Source organism: Pseudomonas brassicacearum (assembly GCF_009601685.2).
GTDB lineage: Bacteria > Pseudomonadota > Gammaproteobacteria > Pseudomonadales > Pseudomonadaceae > Aquipseudomonas > Aquipseudomonas kilonensis_B.
This window is the reverse complement of record NZ_CP045701.2, coordinates 2756716-2774097: the sequence shown is the minus strand read 5'-3', so window position 1 is coordinate 2774097 and position 17382 is coordinate 2756716. Positions and strand designations below refer to the sequence as shown.

At 60.4% G+C, this 17382-nt stretch carries 17 protein-coding genes; 6 read left to right on the top strand and 11 right to left on the bottom strand.

The features are described 5' to 3' along the window. Positions 1-28: 28 nt before the first annotated feature. Positions 29-2401: a phosphoketolase gene (locus GFU70_RS12085; RefSeq protein ID WP_153388102.1), complete on the bottom strand. Its 2373-nt coding sequence runs from the start codon at positions 2399-2401 to the stop codon at positions 29-31. A 239-nt stretch (positions 2402-2640) separates the two neighbouring features. On the opposite strand from GFU70_RS12085, the gene GFU70_RS12080 reads away from it, so the two are divergent. Continuing rightward, complete coding sequence (locus tag GFU70_RS12080) at positions 2641-3624, top strand: zinc-dependent alcohol dehydrogenase family protein (protein WP_153388101.1); 984 nt, start codon at positions 2641-2643, stop codon at positions 3622-3624. Here GFU70_RS12080 and GFU70_RS12075 read toward each other — a convergent pair. Further along, a complete protein-coding gene (locus GFU70_RS12075) occupies positions 3614-4507 on the bottom strand; it encodes a universal stress protein (protein ID WP_058543467.1) in 894 nt (297 codons plus the stop codon). The two genes, GFU70_RS12080 and GFU70_RS12075, sit on opposite strands and share 11 nt — an antisense overlap. Before the next feature lie 247 nt (positions 4508-4754). Here GFU70_RS12075 and GFU70_RS12070 point away from each other — a divergent pair, with 247 nt between their 5' ends. Further along, on the top strand, positions 4755-5318 hold the full coding sequence (locus GFU70_RS12070; protein WP_153388100.1) for a GNAT family N-acetyltransferase: 564 nt from the start codon (positions 4755-4757) through the stop codon (positions 5316-5318). Positions 5319-5369: 51 nt separating this feature from the next. Here the strand turns inward: GFU70_RS12070 and GFU70_RS12065 are convergent, their stop codons facing one another. Beyond that, positions 5370-6281 carry a universal stress protein gene (locus tag GFU70_RS12065; RefSeq protein ID WP_058543469.1) on the bottom strand — a complete coding sequence of 304 codons (912 nt, stop codon included), beginning with the start codon at positions 6279-6281 and terminating at the stop codon, positions 5370-5372. Between the two features lie 104 nt (positions 6282-6385). Beyond that, positions 6386-7636: an MgtC/SapB family protein gene (locus GFU70_RS12060; RefSeq protein ID WP_058543470.1), complete on the bottom strand. Its 1251-nt coding sequence runs from the start codon at positions 7634-7636 to the stop codon at positions 6386-6388. A 271-nt stretch (positions 7637-7907) separates the two neighbouring features. On the opposite strand from GFU70_RS12060, the gene GFU70_RS12055 reads away from it, so the two are divergent. The 4 genes from GFU70_RS12055 to GFU70_RS12040 all read left to right on the top strand — a co-directional run bounded on the left by GFU70_RS12055 (position 7908) and on the right by GFU70_RS12040 (position 12879). Then, positions 7908-8831, top strand: a complete 924-nt coding sequence (locus GFU70_RS12055; protein ID WP_058543471.1) for a universal stress protein — start codon at positions 7908-7910, stop codon at positions 8829-8831. Positions 8832-8891: 60 nt separating this feature from the next. Further along, positions 8892-11639, top strand: a complete 2748-nt coding sequence (locus GFU70_RS12050; protein WP_153388099.1) for a cation-transporting P-type ATPase — start codon at positions 8892-8894, stop codon at positions 11637-11639. Positions 11640-11681: 42 nt separating this feature from the next. Then, positions 11682-12167, top strand: a complete 486-nt coding sequence (locus GFU70_RS12045; protein ID WP_058543473.1) for a hypothetical protein — start codon at positions 11682-11684, stop codon at positions 12165-12167. Positions 12168-12321: 154 nt separating this feature from the next. Further along, positions 12322-12879, top strand: a complete 558-nt coding sequence (locus GFU70_RS12040) for a DUF3365 domain-containing protein (protein ID WP_153388098.1) — start codon at positions 12322-12324, stop codon at positions 12877-12879. Positions 12880-13081: 202 nt separating this feature from the next. Here the strand turns inward: GFU70_RS12040 and GFU70_RS12035 are convergent, their stop codons facing one another. The 7 genes from GFU70_RS12035 to cydP are packed head-to-tail and all read right to left on the bottom strand — an operon-like array spanning position 13082 to position 17257. Further along, positions 13082-13462 carry a rhodanese-like domain-containing protein gene (locus GFU70_RS12035; RefSeq protein WP_058543494.1) on the bottom strand — a complete coding sequence of 127 codons (381 nt, stop codon included), beginning with the start codon at positions 13460-13462 and terminating at the stop codon, positions 13082-13084. Between the two features lie 40 nt (positions 13463-13502). After that, on the bottom strand, positions 13503-13943 hold the full coding sequence (locus GFU70_RS12030) for a group II truncated hemoglobin (protein ID WP_153388097.1): 441 nt from the start codon (positions 13941-13943) through the stop codon (positions 13503-13505). 11 nt (positions 13944-13954) lie between these two features. Next, positions 13955-14242 carry a cyd operon YbgE family protein gene (locus tag GFU70_RS12025; RefSeq protein WP_058543476.1) on the bottom strand — a complete coding sequence of 96 codons (288 nt, stop codon included), beginning with the start codon at positions 14240-14242 and terminating at the stop codon, positions 13955-13957. After that, a complete protein-coding gene (gene cydX / locus GFU70_RS12020; RefSeq protein WP_017847575.1) occupies positions 14239-14361 on the bottom strand; it encodes a cytochrome bd-I oxidase subunit CydX in 123 nt (40 codons plus the stop codon). The genes GFU70_RS12025 and cydX overlap by 4 nt, the downstream gene beginning before the upstream one ends. Before the next feature lie 22 nt (positions 14362-14383). Next, entirely contained in the window at positions 14384-15520 is a 1137-nt protein-coding gene (gene cydB, locus GFU70_RS12015) for a cytochrome d ubiquinol oxidase subunit II (RefSeq protein ID WP_116642411.1), read from the bottom strand. Next, positions 15513-17084 carry a cytochrome ubiquinol oxidase subunit I gene (locus GFU70_RS12010; protein ID WP_116642412.1) on the bottom strand — a complete coding sequence of 524 codons (1572 nt, stop codon included), beginning with the start codon at positions 17082-17084 and terminating at the stop codon, positions 15513-15515. Before GFU70_RS12010 ends, cydB begins: the two co-directional genes overlap by 8 nt. Further along, positions 17081-17257, bottom strand: coding sequence for a cytochrome oxidase putative small subunit CydP (cydP, locus tag GFU70_RS12005; protein WP_014338536.1), 177 nt, complete (start codon positions 17255-17257; stop codon positions 17081-17083). The genes GFU70_RS12010 and cydP overlap by 4 nt, the downstream gene beginning before the upstream one ends. Between the last annotated feature and the right edge of the window lie 125 nt (positions 17258-17382).

Here is a 17382-nt window from a genome sequence, read left to right as displayed (position 1 = left end):
GCGTCGATGCCGTGATGGTTGCTGGCGGTCATGGCGGCGTGGGCGTCCAGCGCCAGTCCAGGACCTCGGGCAGGTCCTGCCCATGCTCGATAACGTAGAGCTGGTGCCTTTCCATGGTTTCCCAGTATCGATCACGGGCGCTGTCCACCAACGGCTGCAGCCGTGGTACCCGCTGGATAACGTCCAGGGCCAATCGATAACGATCGAGCTGATTGATCACCACCATGTCGAATGGCGTGGTGGTTGCGCCCTGCTCCATGAAGCCGTGGACATGGAAGTTGTCGTGGTTGTGGCGCTTATAGACCAGCCGATGGATCAGCGACGGATAGCCATGGAAGGCGAAGATCACCGGCTTGTCCACGGTAAACAGTTCGTCGAACTCCGCATCCGACAATCCATGGGCATGTTGTTGCGGCGGTTGCAGCACCATCAGGTCCACCACATTGATGACCCGTATGCGCAGGTCCGGCACGTATTGGCGCAGCAAGGTGACAGCCGCCAGGGCTTCGAGGGTCGGTACATCACCGGCACAGGCCATGACCACATCCGGGTCATCATCGTCCTTGCAGGCAAAGGCCCAGCGGCCAATGCCGACCATGCAATGGCGAATGGCCGAGTCGATGTCCAGCCACTGCCACTGGGGTTGTTTACCGGCCACGATCACGTTGATGTAGTTGCGGCTCTTGAGGCAGTGATCGGTCACCGACAACAGGCAATTGGCATCAGGAGGCAAGTAGATACGCACCACGTCGGCGCTTTTGTTCGCCACAAGGTCGATGAAGCCTGGGTCCTGATGGGAAAAACCATTGTGATCCTGACGCCAGACATGGGAGGTGAGCAGGTAATTGAGCGATGCGATCGGTGCGCGCCACGGCACCTGGGCAGCGGTCTTGAGCCACTTGGCGTGCTGGTTGAACATCGAGTCGACGATGTGAATGAACGCTTCATAGCAGGAAAACAACCCATGGCGACCGGTCAGCAGATACCCCTCCAGCCAGCCTTCGCACACCTGCTCACTGAGTATTTCCATTACACGTCCTGCACAGTCGAGGTTGGTATCCCCCGCTTCCAGCGCAGCCATCCAGGTCTTGCCACTGACTTCGTACACTGCATCAAGGCGATTGGAGGCGGTTTCGTCGGGGCCGAACAGACGGAAATTGCCGGCCTTGAGGTTGTGCTTCATCACATCGCGCAGGAATGTGCCCAGCACGCGGGTGCCTTCGGCCTCCACGCCACCGGGCGCGGGGAGCTGTACGGCGTAGTCGGTGAAACGAGGCATCTCCAAGGGCTGCAGGAGCAAGCCACCATTGGCATGGAGGTTGGCGCCCAGACGCCGATGGCCGGTCGGCGCCAGCGCGGCAATCTCGGGCAGCAACGTGCCGTTGGCGTCGAACAACGCTTGCGGCTGGTAGCTTTCGAGCCACTGCTGCAGTTGCGTCAAATGCTGGGGCTGCTCAAGGTGACACAGCGGCACCTGGTGGGCGCGCCAGGTACCTTCGACCTGCTGGCCATCGACAAATTTGGGGCCGGTCCATCCCTTGGGCGTGCGCAATACCAGCATCGGCCAGAGCTGACGCTCCGGGGCAGGCCCCGTCGAACCTGTCCGGGCCTTGCGTTGGATCTCACGAATCTTGAGCAGCATGCTATCCAGGGTGCTGGCCAGCAACTGATGGACGGCGAACGGGTCGTCGCCTTCGACGAAATAGGGATCGTAGCCGTAGCCGTACATCAGGGCGGACAGTTCATCCTCACTGATGCGCGACAACAACGTAGGGTTGGCGATCTTGAAGCCGTTGAGATGGAGGATAGGCAATACAGCGCCGTCGCGCGCGGGGTTGAGAAACTTGTTGGAATGCCAACTCGCCGCCAGCGTACCGGTTTCGGCCTCACCGTCACCGATCACGCAAGCCACGATCAACTCGGGATTGTCGAACGCCGCCCCGTAGGCATGGGCCAGGGAATATCCCAGTTCCCCACCCTCGTGGATGGAGCCGGGTATCTGCGCCGAGACATGGCTGGACAACCCATATGGCCAGGAAAACTGCCGGAACAGGCGCAGCATCCCGTTCTCATTCTGCTCGACGTCTGGATAACACTGGGTGAAGCTGCCCTCCAGGTAACTCTGGGCAACAATGGCCGGGCCGCCATGGCCGGGGCCCGTGACCAGGATCATGTCCAGGTCGTGGGTCTTGATCAGGTGATTGAGGTGCACATAGATCAGGTTCAACCCCGGCGTCGTGCCCCAGTGACCGAGCAGGCGCGGCTTGACGTGGCCATTTTGCAGCGGCTTGCGCAGCAACGGGTTGTCCTTGAGGTAGATCTGACCCACGGCCAGGTAATTGGACGCTCGCCAGTAGGCGTCAATGCCTTCCAGTTGGTCGGGGCTGAGAAAATCGCTCATCACGTCCTCCGTAAAAAACAGGGTTGGCAGGTAGAGCCCGGGCCCCGGGCCGATTCCATTCCGTTGGCTGTCACTCGAACCGTTATTGAACGGCAGCCATGCCTGATTCTGGAACGCGGGAATAAGGGTGACTTGATTTACATCAGAACCAGGGACGCTAAGGTCATACAAGGTGCTTGCTCGATGCTCTGGCACCGCTCACTGGCAGGGCGGGCGCCCGCTCACACAGGAGAATGCTCATGCGCGCCATGGTCCTGCACACGATTGGCCAGCCCTTGCAACTGCAGGAGCGTCCCCAACCGACACCGGCGGCCGGGCAAATGCTGATCAAGGTGCAAGCCTGCGGTGTGTGCCGCACCGACTTGCATCTGTTCGACGGTGAACTGCCCCAGGCCCGGCTGCCTCGGGTGCCGGGCCACGAGATTGTCGGTGAGGTCACCGCCGTTGGCGCGCAGGTGGCCCCGGACTGGATCGGCCGACGGGTGGGTGTGCCCTGGTTGGGATGGACGTGCGGCGTGTGTGAGTTCTGCCGCTCGGGCCGGGAGAACCTCTGCGACCAGGCGCTGTTCACCGGCTGCCAGCTGGACGGCGGCTACGCCGATTACACCGTCGCCGATGCGCGATTCTGTTTCCCCCTCCCCGATACGCTCGAGGCCGCCGAAGCAGCACCCTTGCTGTGTGCAGGGCTGATCGGTTTCAGGGCCTTGCAGATGGCGCAGAACGCCCCTCACTTGGGCCTCTATGGCTTCGGCGCCGCTGCGCACCTGGTGATCCAGGTCGCCGTGGGCCGGGGCCAGCAAGTCTATGCCTTCACCCGCCCCGGTGATGATAGCGGCCAGGACTATGCCCGTTCGCTGGGCGCAACCTGGGCCGGGGCATCGGATCAGGCGCCGCCACACCTGCTCGACGCCAGCCTGATCTTCGCCCCTGTCGGCGAACTGGTGCCGCTGGCCTTGCAAGCCACCGCCAAAGGCGGTTGCGTGGTGTGCGCCGGCATTCACATGAGCGACATCCCTGCCTTCCCCTATCGCCTGTTGTGGCAGGAGCGCAGCGTGCGTTCAGTGGCCAATCTGACCCGCGCGGACGGCGTGGCGTTTTTCGAGCAGATCCAGCGCACGCCCGTGCATTGCAACGTGACCTGCTACCCATTGGTCCAAGCCAACCACGCCCTGGAACGCTTGAGGAGCGGACAGGTCAACGGGGCCATCGTACTCATCCCTTGACGGCCAGCACACTGCCCGGCACCGAATACAAGGCACGTTCTGTCGTGCTGCCAATCAAACGCTCAAGACCGGCGCGGTGCACAGTGCCCATCACCACGACGTCGGTCTCGAATTCGTCGATGAACTCACGGATGACCGGCACCGGCAGACCAACGGTGAAGTGCCGACGTTCCGCCGGTACGCCACAGCGCTCGGCCAGGCTGATGAACGCCGCATGCAGCGATTCGCGCAGGGCGTCGGCAAAGTCGTCATCCCAGGCACCGGCCAGCAGCGAGGCTTCGCCATTGAAAGCCGGCGACAGGTCGCAGGCGTACAGCAGATGCAACGAGGCGTCGCATTGCCGGGCCAGCGTGGCGGCAGTCTGGACGATGTGCTCGTTCAAGGCATTGGCCTGGGGGTCCGAGGGGTCCACCGCCGCCACGACCCGGCGCGGCAAGCCGTGCACCGCCTGGTTGACCAGATGCACGGGCACCGGACAGTCGCGCAACAAGTGACAGTCCAGGGGCGTGGCGAACACTCGCTTGAGCAAAGGTTCAAGGGTCACGTCCTTGATCAGCAGGTCAGGCTGGAACTGCTCGACATAGCGCAGGATGTCCAGCAACGGATGGAGCGTCCATACCACGTGTGTCGTCACATCCAGGCCTTCCTCCTTGAGCAGCGCAGCCTCCTCCACCATCCAGCGCCGATAGCGGTGCACATAGCGTTGCTCATTCGCCTCATCGGTTTTTTCTCCCCATAAGTGGGTGCGGGCCTGCGGCTGGACGAACGCGCACAAATGCAGCGCCGCGCCACTGACCCGGGCCAGGGCGCAGGCCCTGCGCATCGCCGCCGAAGGGTGCAGATCAGGTTCGACGATCAATAGCAGACGCTGGTATTGCCCCATCGCACACCTCCATCGGATTGTTCACGCCAATCCAAAACCCTGCACCGGCCATTTTCCGGTACGACCTTCAGCGTGCGCCCATACAGGCTCCAAACGGTTTGATCTGAATCAAGGGCAGGGCAATCGACGGACGGGATACGCGGGCACTGATCCAGATCAGAATCGATCGTCGTGGCGGGCGTAGAACTGTACCGAATGCGTAGATTTTTATCGCACCGCACGTGCACATCCTAGGGAGGATCGCACCATGCTCACTGTCAAAGACCACAACGAACGCGCCGCAGCCCTGTATGCCAGCATCAGTGGCAAGCACTGGATCCAGCCACTCAGGGACGGCCGGCATGTCTTGATCCGGCCGCTCAGGGAGCAGGACCGCCAGCGCGAATACGACTTCATCATGCGCCTGTCGCCGGAGTCCCGGCACATGCGTTTCCTGGCGCAGATCAATGAGCCGGGCACGGCGCTGCTCGATCAATTGATGGATGTCGACTGCAAGTCGCACATGGCCTACATCGCCCTGGTCCATGACAACGGCGAGTTGATCGAGATCGGTGTCAGCCGCTATTGCGCGACCCAGGAACACGAATGCGAGTGCGCGGTGACCGTCGCCGACCCTTGGCAACACCTGGGGCTGGGTACGTTGTTGATGGAACACCTGATCGAGGCCGCACGTAAAAATGGCTTCCACCAGATGTACTCCATCGACTCCGCCAGCAACGCCCCGATGCGCGAGCTTGCCCACAGCCTGGGTTTTGAAACCCGCAGCGATCCCGACGACACTCGGCAGGTCATCCACCGGCTCTACCTTTAGCCCGAACGCTGGTGCGAGGCCTTGGCATGGCCTCGCGTAGCGTTGATCCCGTCATGCTTGCGGCTTGATCGCCAATACGCTGCAGGGCGCCCGTTGCAGCAGGAACTCGGCGGTCGTGCCCAGGCGCTTGTCCAGGCCACGATGTGCGGTGGTGCCCATGACAATAACGTCGATCTGATGATCGGTGGCGAACGTGCAAATGCTGTTCAGCGGTGAGCCTTCGATGAAGTGGCGCTGCTGCGGCGCGACCCCATGCCGCTCGGCCAGGGACTCGAACACCTCATGCTGTGCCTGGCCCAACGCCTCGTAGAGCCCGGTGGCCAGGGGCAGTGCACCAATGCCCATGTCCGAGGCGTAGACGGCCGTCCAATCGAAGGCGTGCAGCAACTCGACCTGGGCGTTGCATTGCTCGGCCAGTTTGACTGCGGCGTCGACGATCTGGTCGTTGAACACCAAGTCCTGGTCTTCGCTGCGCAGCACATCGACAATCGCCAGGACCCGCCGAGGCCGGGGGTGACGCGAATCCGTGACCAGATGCACCGGCACCGGGCAGTCACGCAGCAAGCGCCAGTCCAAGGGCGTGAAAAACACCCGCTTCATTGCCGGTTCCGGCTGCGCGTCCTTGATGATCAACGCCATCGGCATCTCCTTGACGTACTGCTGCAAGGCTTGAAAAGCATCCTTGCTCCAAACCACCTCGCACGTCACCTCGACGCCGTGCCGGCGCGCCAGTTCGGCCTGTTGCCATAGCCAGTGCCGATGGGTTTCCAGATAGCCCTCACGCGCTTGCTTGACCTGCTCCGGGGCAAAAAGACCGGCCACCGAGAGCAACTCCAGGTAGTCGAACGCCACGATGTGCAGGGGCAGGTCCAGCGCCAGGGCCAACTCGGTGGCGCGGTCGAACGCCGGCGTACGGATCATGGCGTCAGGCGCCAATAACAACAAACGTTGAGTCTGGGACATGGAACACCTCGGCACGTGGCGACAGCCACTTAAAGGATTGAGGGTTCCAGAATGAACATATGCCAGGGGCGGGACTTGATCTTCATCAAATAGCCATCATTCATTCAAGCTGACAAACTCGGGAGCCACAGCCCCGCCCACATCGCCAGCGTTATCAGCACCTGGCCGGGAATTACATACGCGGCAAACCTTCGCCCGCCGCTGAGCCAGGCCACCACGCATTTGCTCAGGGAGTTGCTGCTGAACGCGATCAAGATCGGCACGGCGACGTCGTCGAAGGGCAACAACCCGCCCTTGGCCAGGGAAGCGATGGAGGCTGTCGAGGCATGGGCGTCGAGCAACCCGCTGAAAATCGCAGTGACGGTCACCCCGGCCTGGCCAAACGCATCGAGCATCGCCGACGACAGGACAGTGAGACCGGCCATGGCCAGGACCACCATAAGCGCCAGCTTGAGACTGAACGCCCCGCCATGCCGGATCGGTTCATCGGCCGGCGTCCTGGGACGGGGAAACATCAGCACACCGCTGTAGATCAGGGTCATCAGCACCCCGCACAACAACGCCCCCCACATCCAACGCAACAGCGCAGGTTCCACGGCCGTGAGAATCAGGCCCATTTGCACCACCGTCGCCAGGTTGGATAGCACCGCCGCCGCGCTCAGCACCTTGAGATTGACAGGTTCCTTCCTGGCAATGTTGCCCATGGCTGCAACAGTCGCAGTGGCAGAGGCAAACCCCGAGGCGACGGCACTGGCGGCATAGCCGTAGCGGGTCCCCAGGGTCCGAACCGCGACATGCCCCAGCGCGCCCACCGCCATCAGCATGACGGTGAGGGTGCACAGGTTGCGCAGGTTGATGGCGTCATAAGGCCCGAGGAATCGATCCGGCGCCAGCGGCAGCACGACCAACGCGGCGATCAACAGCACCAGGCCATCGCGCATCTCGGCAGCGGTCAACTGGTTGCGGGCAAAGTGGTGCAACGCCTGGCGACTGGCGAGCAACCCGGCCATCACCACCCCAATCGCGGTCGCCAGGCCCGGGGCGCTCGCACAGAGCGCGCCCAGTGCCAATACGGCGAACAAGGCCACCTCGCTGGTTATCCCCGGGTCCTTGTCGAGGTTTCGCCAATAGGCCACGGTCACCAAGGCGCCCAAAGCGAGGGTCATGCCCCCCAGCAACACGGGACCGCCCGCCTGGATCGCCAGATAGCCGAGCACCGACGTGATGGCGAAGGTGCGCAGGCCGGCAAAATCGCGCCTGTCGCCCTCGCCTTTGCGTCGTTCGCGCTCAAGCCCCACCAGCAGGCCGATTCCCAGCGCGGCGGCGGCATTGGCGAAGGCCAGGGTTTCAGTCATGGGGTTTCAGTCATTGTCACGGCTCTCTGGCACTGCCTGCGGTTGTCACTCAATCCAGCGGCCCGAGCTGGCTGCGCTCGTGCCCTGGGGCGACTGATCATGCTCAAACATAGCGCGATTGCCCAGCCGCTGCCGCCTTCGATGCAATGCTTTGAGGCGTGTTTGATGCAAATCAAGTTACCAGACTCCATGACGCTCATGATCAGTGGCAGACACCACGCCGCGCGAAACGTCGCCCGGCGCCAACAGGTCCTTGCCCGGGAGGTTTGTCATGTCTACGCAATCACGCTTGATGCTGGTCGTCTCGCCACTGATGGAACACAGCCCGGCATTCGACCGGGCGGCTGCACTGGCCAAGGCCGAAGGCGCGGCGCTGCATATCGTCGCTTTTGACTACCTCGAAGGCCTGGCCACGGCCAGCCTGGTCAACGAACAGGCACTGGAGCAGATGCGCCTGGGCTACATCGAACGCCATCGGCAGTGGCTGGAGGAACAGGCCAGGCCCCTGCGCAAACTCGGTATCGAGGTCACGACAGAAGTGACGTGGGTCGAACGCCCCTTGCAGGAGATCCTGGTCCACCTCAAGGAAGCACCCATGGATGCGCTGATCAAGTCGGTGGGCCATGAGTCCTGGTTTTCCCGGCTGATGTTCACGCCACTGGACGTGCATCTGCTGCGCGAATGCGACGTTCCGTTGCACTTCGTCAACAAGGTCGCCCACGCTCGTCCGCGCAAGATCCTGGCCGCCATCGACCCGTTTCATCAGGACGGACGCTACGAAGGCCTCAATGACCGGATCCTGAGCGAAGCCAACAAGCTGGCCGCCAGCTGCGACGCAACGCTGGAAGTCATCTACGCCTACGATCTTTCGTCCATTACCGCCGCCGAATACGGTTATGGCAACGGTTCGATGTTCTTCTCCTCGACCCTGGCCCGCCAGCTCTACGAATCCCAGGGCGCGGCCTTCGATGCACTGGCCGAACGCAATGGCATCGACCCGGAGCAACGGCGCATGATCATGGGTGATCCGGCCAAGGTGTTGGCGAACTACGCCGCGTCCCATGACATTGATGTCATCGTCATGGGGCGCGTGCACTACGCAGGCCTGGACAAGCTGATCGGCAGCACCGTGGAAGGCTTGCTGTACAAGATGCCGTGCAGCTTGTGGGTGATTGCGCCACAGCAGGTTGACTGAGGGCAGGCCCGCGCCGATGGCCTGCAGAACAACCGCCCCGTGCCCACAGGAATGCGGCTGATGAACCGACCGAGCAACATACCAGCGGCGCCCCCGACAACGCCCTCGCAGGGCCTGGCTTGGTACACGTTGCCCGCCGAACAGGTGCTCAAACACCTGGGTGTCGATGAGCAAGCCGGGCTGGACATCGCCGAAGTCCGGGCCCGGCTTGAGCGTACGGGTTTCAATCGGCTGTCAGCGTCAGCCCGGCGGCCGGCGTGGCGGCGATTTGTGCTGCAATTTCACAACATCCTGATTTATGTGCTTTTAGGCTCCGCTGCAATCACCGCAACGCTGCAACACCTGTGGGACACGGTGGTCATTCTCGCTGTCGTGGTGGCCAATGCGGTCATTGGCTATGTCCAGGAAGGCAAGGCCGAACAGGCCATGGACGCTATCCGCAACATGCTGGCGCCCCGGGCAACGGTGATACGTGCCGGCGAACGCCTGGGCATTGCAGGTGAAGAACTGGTACCCGGCGACATCGTCTTGCTGGAGGCCGGCGATAAAGTCCCGGCCGATTTGCGCCTGCTGCATGCCAACCGGTTCCAGGTCCAGGAAGCCATCCTGACCGGAGAATCCGCACCCGCTGAAAAAAATACCGAACCGGTGGGCATCGAAGCGGCCCTGGGTGATCGTGCCTGCATGGCATTCAGTGGCACCCTGGTGACCTGCGGCCAAGCCTCTGGGGTCGTGGTCGCCACCGCAACCTCGACTGAAATCGGGCACATCAGCAACCTGCTGGCGCAAGTGGAGTCCCTGACGACGCCCCTCATACAGCAAATGAATGTCTTCGCGCGCTGGCTGACGCTACTGATTTTGCTGATCGCCGGCCTGCTACTCGCTTATGGCCACTTTGTCGGGCATTACGTCTTCACCGAGATATTCATGGTCGTGGTGGGCATGTCGGTCGCTGCCATACCCGAGGGGCTGCCCGCCGTACTCACCATTACCCTGGCGGTGGGCGTGCGGGCGATGGCGCGTCGCAACGCTATCGTTCGGCGCCTGCCGGCCATCGAAACGCTGGGCTCGGTATCGGTCATTTGTACGGACAAGACCGGCACCCTCACCCGCAACGAGATGATGGTGGCGTCCGTCGTCACCAGTGACCTGACCTTCACGGTAGACGGTGTCGGCTACCAGCCCTCGGGCAACATGAACCTTGCCGATCAGTTGATCGACACCTCCCACCACCCGGTGCTGGCCGAACTGGGGCGCGCGACAAGCCTTTGCAATGACGCAAGCTTGAGACAGCACGAAGACGCCTGGAAGGTCGAAGGGGACCCCATGGAGGGTGCATTGCTGGTGTTCTGCGCCAAAGCCGGCATCAACGGCGAAGAGGAACGCGGCACCTGGGCCCGCACCGACGCCATTCCGTTCGACGCCAAACACCGCTTCATGGCGACGCTGCATCACAACCATGAGCGCCAAGCCGCGATCTATGTCAAAGGCGCGCCGGAGCAGATCTTGACCATGTGCACGTGCCAACGCAGCGGCACTGGGGCAACGGCCCCGCTTGATGCCGACTATTGGCACGCGCAGGCCAATGCCATCGCCCGCAAGGGCCAACGCGTATTGGCGCTCGCCGTCAGGTCCGTCCCACCCGAACACGCCATCCTGGAATTTGCCGATGTGCAAGGGACACTGACCTTGCTGGGCCTGGTCGGGATGATCGACCCGCCCCGCCCGGAAACGATCCAGGCGATCAAGCAATGCCATGCGGCCGGCATTGCCGTGAAAATGATCACAGGCGACCACGCCGGCACCGCCTGCGCCATCGGTAATCAGATCGGCCTGCACAACCCCGACAAGGTACTGACCGGCAGCGACCTGGACGCCATGAACGATGCAACCCTCAGGGAATCGCTCGAACAAGTGAACATCTTCGCGCGTACCAGCCCCGAACATAAGCTTCGGCTGGTGACGTTGCTGCAACTCAACGGCATGACCGTGGCCATGACCGGCGACGGCGTCAACGACGCGCCAGCGCTCAAGCGCGCAGACGCCGGCATCGCCATGGGCGGCAAAGGCAGCGAGGCCGCCAAGGAAGCCGCGGACCTGGTACTGGCGGACGATAACTTCGCCTCCATCGTGGCTGCTGTGCGTGAAGGACGGACGGTCTATGACAACATCAAGAAAGTGCTGAGCTGGACGTTACCCACCAACGCGGGCGAGACAATGACCCTGATTGTCGCGCTGCTGTTTGGCTTTACGTTGCCGGTCACGGCGATACAGATCCTGTGGATCAACCTGATCACCGCTGTCACGCTGGGTGTCGCGCTGGCGTTCGAGCCGACCGAAGACAACACCATGCGCAGGCCACCGCGCTCAAGACAGGAGCCGCTGATCAGCGGTGCACTGGTCTGGCATATGGTGCTCGTGTCCATTCTGTTCCTGTGCGGTGTCTACGGCATTTTTACCTATGCCCTGGACCGAGGCTACTCCGTCGAACTGGCGCGCACCCTGGCGGTGAACACCTTGGTCGTGATGGAAATTTTCCACCTGTTCTTTATCCGCAATCTCTACGGCACGTCGCTGACCTGGAAGGGCGTTCGAGGTACGAAGGTTGTGTGGGCGACCGTCGCGGTGGTGACAGCCGCCCAGCTCGCCATCACTTACGCGCCACCGCTGCAAGCGGTGTTTGCGACCCAAGCCGTGCCCTTGAAGGACGGACTGCTGGTTATCGCGGTGGGCATTGCGCTCTTCGCCATCATCGAGATTGAAAAACAGCTTCGACTGCGTTTAACCGAGTCCGATCGTCAACCGTGACGACCCCACTCCCCGCTCCACCAGCCTGCAAGGAACTGAACCATGAACGCACCCAGACTCGCCGCCCTCGCTCTGACCGCGGTGCTTTTCCCCACGCTGGCCTTTGCCCAGCAAGATACCGACGCCGCCAAGGCGCCCCAGCCGTCAATGAGCGTTGAGCAATTCGACCAGCAGATGGCGACGGCCCAGGAAAACCTGAAAAAAATGCAGGAACAGATGACCCAGATCCAGAACACAAGCGATCCGGCGCAACGCCAGAAACTCATGCAGGATCACCAGGCCACGATGCGGCAAAGCATGCAGACGATGAATGGGATGATGGGGTGTTGCGGGGGAGGCATGATGGGCGGCCACATGAGGGGGAACGGCCCAATGATGGGCTGGAAACAAATGGGCGGCCACTATTCCCAGATGACGCCTGAGCAGATGAAGCAGCACCAGTACATGATGGACAGGTACATGGGCATGCAACAGATGATGATGGAGCAGATGATGCAACAACAGCAAATGAGCCCGCCAGCTCGCTAGGCTGGCCGCTAGCGCCAGGGCTGCCCTACTCACCTGCCGCGTCGGCAGGTGAGTTTTTTGATCACCGTCCGGCCATCGCCGGGCTTTTCATCAGGCTTCAGTGCAACAACGTCAACCCGCCGGCCAGGCTCAGGTGAAGACCAAAGGAACTGTCATGCGTATTGTCACTGCTGTTTTGTTAGGCGCTCTGAGTTTCGGCGCCTTGGCTGAGGATCTGCAAAATCTATCTGCTGAAGGGGCTGCGTTGATCCCGCCGTTCCAGCAGGAACTACTGGGCACAATAAAGGCAGCTATGCAAAGTGGCGGCCCAACCAAGGCTGTAGAGTTCTGTCAGTTGCTGGCCCCAGAGATCGCAGCCAAGCATAGCCAGTCCCCCTGGACAGTTGGTCGTACATCCTTGAAGGTCCGCAATCCGGCCAATGCCCCTGATGCCTGGGAGCGCAAAGTCCTACAGCAGTTCGCCGATCGTGCTGCCGCGGGCGAGCCACTGGCAGAAATGAAGCACGCCGAAATGGTGGGTGGGGAATTCCGACTGATGAAAGCCATCCCTACTGGAGAACCGTGTCTTGCATGCCATGGCAAGGAAATCAAGCCTGAGCTGGCTGCAGTGATCGATCAAAGTTACCCGCAGGATCAAGCGCGAAACTTTGCTCTTGGAGAGCTGCGCGGCGCCTTCAGCCTGCGCCGCATAGTAGAAAAAGATCCTGAATAGCAAAACCATATCAAAGCTTCAGGGTTGACCGAGTCAGTCTCGCCCTCTTCCGAGTCCAAAGATGGATTTGATGGAAGAGGGCAAAAGCCATACGACCATACCCGTAGAGCCAGAGCAGTTCACCAAAGAACCTGGCACCAAACGTGCGTTCCTACATTCTCCCGCATAGCACATTACTGGATCTTCCATGTGACACAAGGTGTTACTCGAAGATGGGTAAATGCGGCCCCACTATCAGCTTCCCTGCACTAGCCCAAGCGTCGAACCCTCCGGAGATTGACTTTACATACAGGTAGCCCATATCACGTAGCGATCCGGCAGCGAGTGCAGCACGACCACCCGTTTTGCAGTACAGCACGATTTTAAGTTCGCGCAAACTGAGTGCGGTGTCGTTGGAAAGTTTAAATTCCAGCATGCCGCGCGACACGTGCATAGCGCCTGGGAGATGGCCTGCGGCATACTCGTCAGCTTCACGCACATCAATCAGTACATCCGCATTCTGGATAGCCTGATCAATGTCTTCAATTGCAACTTCTTCGATACGCGCTTTAGCGTCAACTACAAGATCATGGGCAGTTTTAATCATGATGTTTTGAAAGAATCCAGTTGGGAGAAATAATTTCCTACAACACCTTAAAAATCACAGCACTGCGCCCATCAGCATTAATCATATGATCCGCCATTTCGGAAAACATACGTTGCAGCTTGCTATTTAGCGCGATGTCACTCACCTGCTCATCAATTGCCTGACGCATGCACAACATCCATTCGTCGCGTTCGACAATACTGACTGCATAAGGGGCATGTCGCATGCGCAGACGCGGGTGGCCGCGCTCCAGTTGGAATAATGGCGGGCCGCCAAACCAGCCGCTTAGAAACTTAAATAGACTGTCAGCACTGCCGGCGAGACTCGGAGGATGCATTCGACGCACCACTCGCGCATCAGGTAGCGTATCCATCAACTCATAAAAGCGATCGACAAGTTTACGGACGCCTACCTCAGCACCTAACTGGAGATAGGTGCTGGTACTGCCTTTATATTGAGAACTCAAGAGTTCAGTCATGTCATCAGCCCTCAATTGATAAACTTTACCCAGCAAGCCAGTGCCAGCGCGGCAAAGCAGGTCCAGCCCGAGAACAGCCAGCGCCACACGCGCGCGCGCGGCACGAAGCCCACGCCCCTGACAAAGGCCACGCTCATCGCAGTGAACAAGGCCATTGCCAGCCCATGATCAGCTTTACCGTCCGGGGTGGCCATCAGGGGCGGATAGAGCGTACACGCAAGCATGATCGCTACCGCGATAAGCAAGCTCAGCGCGTGAAGGCGTGAGGGTGCCGGGGCGTCGGCGACACGCGGCATCATGGCCGCGGCTCCTCACGGTCGCTCAGGGCCCGACCGGCTTCGTTCTCGCCCCACATCGCATTCAATATGGCCAGTAGCAATGCAAAACCGACCCCCAGCATCCAGGCGAAATACCACATGTTTATTACTCCTTTGCCGGTACTAGTAGGCTGAATGTTCGTTGGCTTTGATCTGTGCGACTGTGACCTTGCCCCGCATAACGCGATAGGCCCACGAGGTGTAAATCACGATCAGTGGCATGAAGATCAACGTAGCCCAGAACATGATGGCCAGGCTTAAATGACTGGAGACGCTGTCCCACACAGTGAGGCTTGCCGCAGGCACTGTTGATGACGGCATGATGAACGGAAACATCGACACACCCGCCGTGCTGATGACGGCGATGACCGCAAGCGATGAGGCAACAAACGCCGAAAGTGTACGACGCATCATCAGCAACATGGCGGCACCTGCTGCGCCAACCAATCCCAGTACGGGCAACAGCCACAACAAAGGATAATGACCATAGTTCGCCATCCAGGCGCCCGCTTCGCGCACTACGGACTTGTCGAGAATATCGGGTAGTCCGGCGGTATCAACGACTGAGGTGATGCGATAACCGTCTATGGATTGCAACCAGATACCGGCAATGATGAATGAGCACACCAGCACGATCGCCGCGCCCACAGCACCTTTGATTGCCCTCGCCTGGATAAGACCTTCAGTGCGATGCGCCAGATAAGCGCCGCCTTGCAGGGTAATCATTGCACTGCTCACCACACCCGTCAGTAGCGCAAAGGGATTCAGCAATTGCCAGAAACTCCCCGTATATGTCGATACCAGAAGGTTGTTGAAGTGAAACGGTACGCCCTGCAACAAGTTGCCAAACGCGATGCCGAACACCAGCGGCGGCACGGCCCCACCCACGAAAAGCCCCCAATCCCAGGTACTGCGCCACACCGGGTTGTGGATCTTGCTGCGGTAGTCGAAACCCACCGGGCGGAAGAACAACGCCCAGAGCACCAGGATCATCGCCCAATAGAACCCGCTGAACGCCGTGGCATAGACCACCGGCCATGCGGCGAACAAGGCGCCGCCGGCCGTAATGAACCAGACCTGATTGCCATCCCAATGCGGGCCCACGGTGTTGATCACGACGCGGCGTTCCATGTCATTGCGACCGACAAACGGCAGCAGTGTGCCGACGCCCATGTCGTGGCCGTCCATGATGGCGAAACCTATGAGCAGGACGCCGACCAGCGCCCACCAGATAATCTTGAGCGTGAAGTAATCAAGCATGGTGAAGCTCCTTCAACTTGGCGTCGTGGACATAACGACCTGTACCGAGGCTGCCGGGCCCCTGGCGGGCGAACTTGACCATCAGGAACATTTCCACCGCCAGCAGCACCGTGTAGAAAACGACGAACCCAGCCAGAGAGCCATACAAGTTATCGACGCCGAGGGTGGAAACGCTCATGTGGGTCGGCAACACACCGTAGATGGTCCAGGGTTGGCGGCCGTACTCGGCCACGAACCAACCCAATTCGCAGGCAAGCCATGGCGCAGGCAGCATCCAGAGCGCCCAGCGCAGCAGCCCGCGATGATGTGCGCCGCTGGATTTCAAGGTGCTCCAGAATGCCAGCCCGAAAAGCACGAGCATGGCAAAGCCCAGGCCGACCATGATCCGGAACCCCCAGAACATCGGGGTCACCCGCGGCACGGTATCGTTCACAGCCTTGTCGATGATGGCCGGCGTGGCCTGGTTGACATCTTCGACGTACTTTTTAAGCAGCAGGCCAAAGCCCAGATCGGCCTTGTACGCTTCGAAGGTATCGAACGCGGCCTTATCGGTGCGATCGGCGCGCAGCGCTTCAAGCGCATTGACGGCGGTAATGCCCCGCAGAATGCGCGCGCGGTTTTTCGCCTTGATGTCATGAATGCCCGGAATCTGCTTGCTGACCGAGCGCGTGCCGATCAAGCCCATCACCCACGGCACATCGAATTCCCAGTTATTCCTGGACTCGGCTTCATTAATGCTGGCCACCAGCGTCAGGCCCGCCGGTGCGGGTTTGGTTTCCCACATGGCCTCCATGGCCGCCAGCTTGGTTTGCTGCGCCTCGCCCACCGTATAACCCGACTCGTCCCCCAGTACGATGACGCTCAGCACCGAGGCCAGGCCGAAGGCGGCCGCCACCCGAAAGCTGCGCTTGGCGAACTCGACATCACGCCCCTTGAGCAAGTACCAACTGGAAATCGACAACACAAACATCGAACCGGTGACATAACCGGCAGACACCGTGTGGACGAACTTGGCCTGCGCCACCGGGTTGAAGACCACGGCCCAGAAATCCACCATCTCCATGCGCATGGTGATGTAGCTGAACTCCGAGCCCACCGGGTTCTGCATCCAGCCATTGGCGATCAGAATCCACAGCGCCGACAGGTTGGTACCGATGGCCATCAACAACGTGACCAGCAAATGATGTTCTTTCTTCAGGCGATCCCAACCGAAGAAGAACAAGCCGATCATGGTCGACTCAAGGAAGAACGCCATCAGACCCTCGATGGCCAGCGGGGCTCCGAAGATGTCCCCGACATAGTGCGAGTAGTACGCCCAGTTGGTTCCGAACTGAAACTCCAGGGTGATGCCGGTGGTCACGCCCAAGGCGAAGTTGATACCGAACAATTTGCCCCAAAAGCGAGTCATGTCTTTCCAGATGACATTGCCTGTCATCACATAGACGCTTTCCATGATGACCAGCAGCCACACCATCCCCACGGTGAGCGGTACAAATAGAAAGTGGTACAGCGCTGTGGCTGCGAATTGCAGCCGTGACAGATCCACCAGTTGTTCTGAGATCACTTGCTTGCCCCTTGAGCCGAGGTGGGTACGCCGAACCTGTCACTGATGGTGTTCGAGTCAACGCTGACGCGCGAATCCTTGATGAACAGCCACCACAGCACTGTCAGCACGACCAGTTTGATCAGCACTGCTGTGAGCAGATGGCGACGCAATCGTTTATCGGAAATAGTCATGGGGCATGCATTAGCACGGCGCATGCCAACGCCTGAATTTATTTTTTGTGCTTATAAAACAACAGGTTATCGATAGGCGCTGAAGCTCATCGCCTGGTTTGGCGAGAATAGAACCTGCCAAACTG

Coding starts and splice junctions, on each gene's coding strand:
- GFU70_RS12085 (WP_153388102.1), bottom strand. CDS start 2,401: ATGAGCGATTTTCTCAGCCCCGACCAACTGGAAGGCATTGACGCCTAC.
- GFU70_RS12080 (WP_153388101.1), top strand. CDS start 2,641: ATGCGCGCCATGGTCCTGCACACGATTGGCCAGCCCTTGCAACTGCAG.
- GFU70_RS12075 (WP_058543467.1), bottom strand. CDS start 4,507: ATGGGGCAATACCAGCGTCTGCTATTGATCGTCGAACCTGATCTGCAC.
- GFU70_RS12070 (WP_153388100.1), top strand. CDS start 4,755: ATGCTCACTGTCAAAGACCACAACGAACGCGCCGCAGCCCTGTATGCC.
- GFU70_RS12065 (WP_058543469.1), bottom strand. CDS start 6,281: ATGTCCCAGACTCAACGTTTGTTGTTATTGGCGCCTGACGCCATGATC.
- GFU70_RS12060 (WP_058543470.1), bottom strand. CDS start 7,636: ATGACTGAAACCCTGGCCTTCGCCAATGCCGCCGCCGCGCTGGGAATC.
- GFU70_RS12055 (WP_058543471.1), top strand. CDS start 7,908: ATGTCTACGCAATCACGCTTGATGCTGGTCGTCTCGCCACTGATGGAA.
- GFU70_RS12050 (WP_153388099.1), top strand. CDS start 8,892: ATGAACCGACCGAGCAACATACCAGCGGCGCCCCCGACAACGCCCTCG.
- GFU70_RS12045 (WP_058543473.1), top strand. CDS start 11,682: ATGAACGCACCCAGACTCGCCGCCCTCGCTCTGACCGCGGTGCTTTTC.
- GFU70_RS12040 (WP_153388098.1), top strand. CDS start 12,322: ATGCGTATTGTCACTGCTGTTTTGTTAGGCGCTCTGAGTTTCGGCGCC.
- GFU70_RS12030 (WP_153388097.1), bottom strand. CDS start 13,943: ATGACTGAACTCTTGAGTTCTCAATATAAAGGCAGTACCAGCACCTAT.
- GFU70_RS12025 (WP_058543476.1), bottom strand. CDS start 14,242: ATGATGCCGCGTGTCGCCGACGCCCCGGCACCCTCACGCCTTCACGCG.
- cydX (WP_017847575.1), bottom strand. CDS start 14,361: ATGTGGTATTTCGCCTGGATGCTGGGGGTCGGTTTTGCATTGCTACTG.
- cydB (WP_116642411.1), bottom strand. CDS start 15,520: ATGCTTGATTACTTCACGCTCAAGATTATCTGGTGGGCGCTGGTCGGC.
- cydP (WP_014338536.1), bottom strand. CDS start 17,257: ATGACTATTTCCGATAAACGATTGCGTCGCCATCTGCTCACAGCAGTG.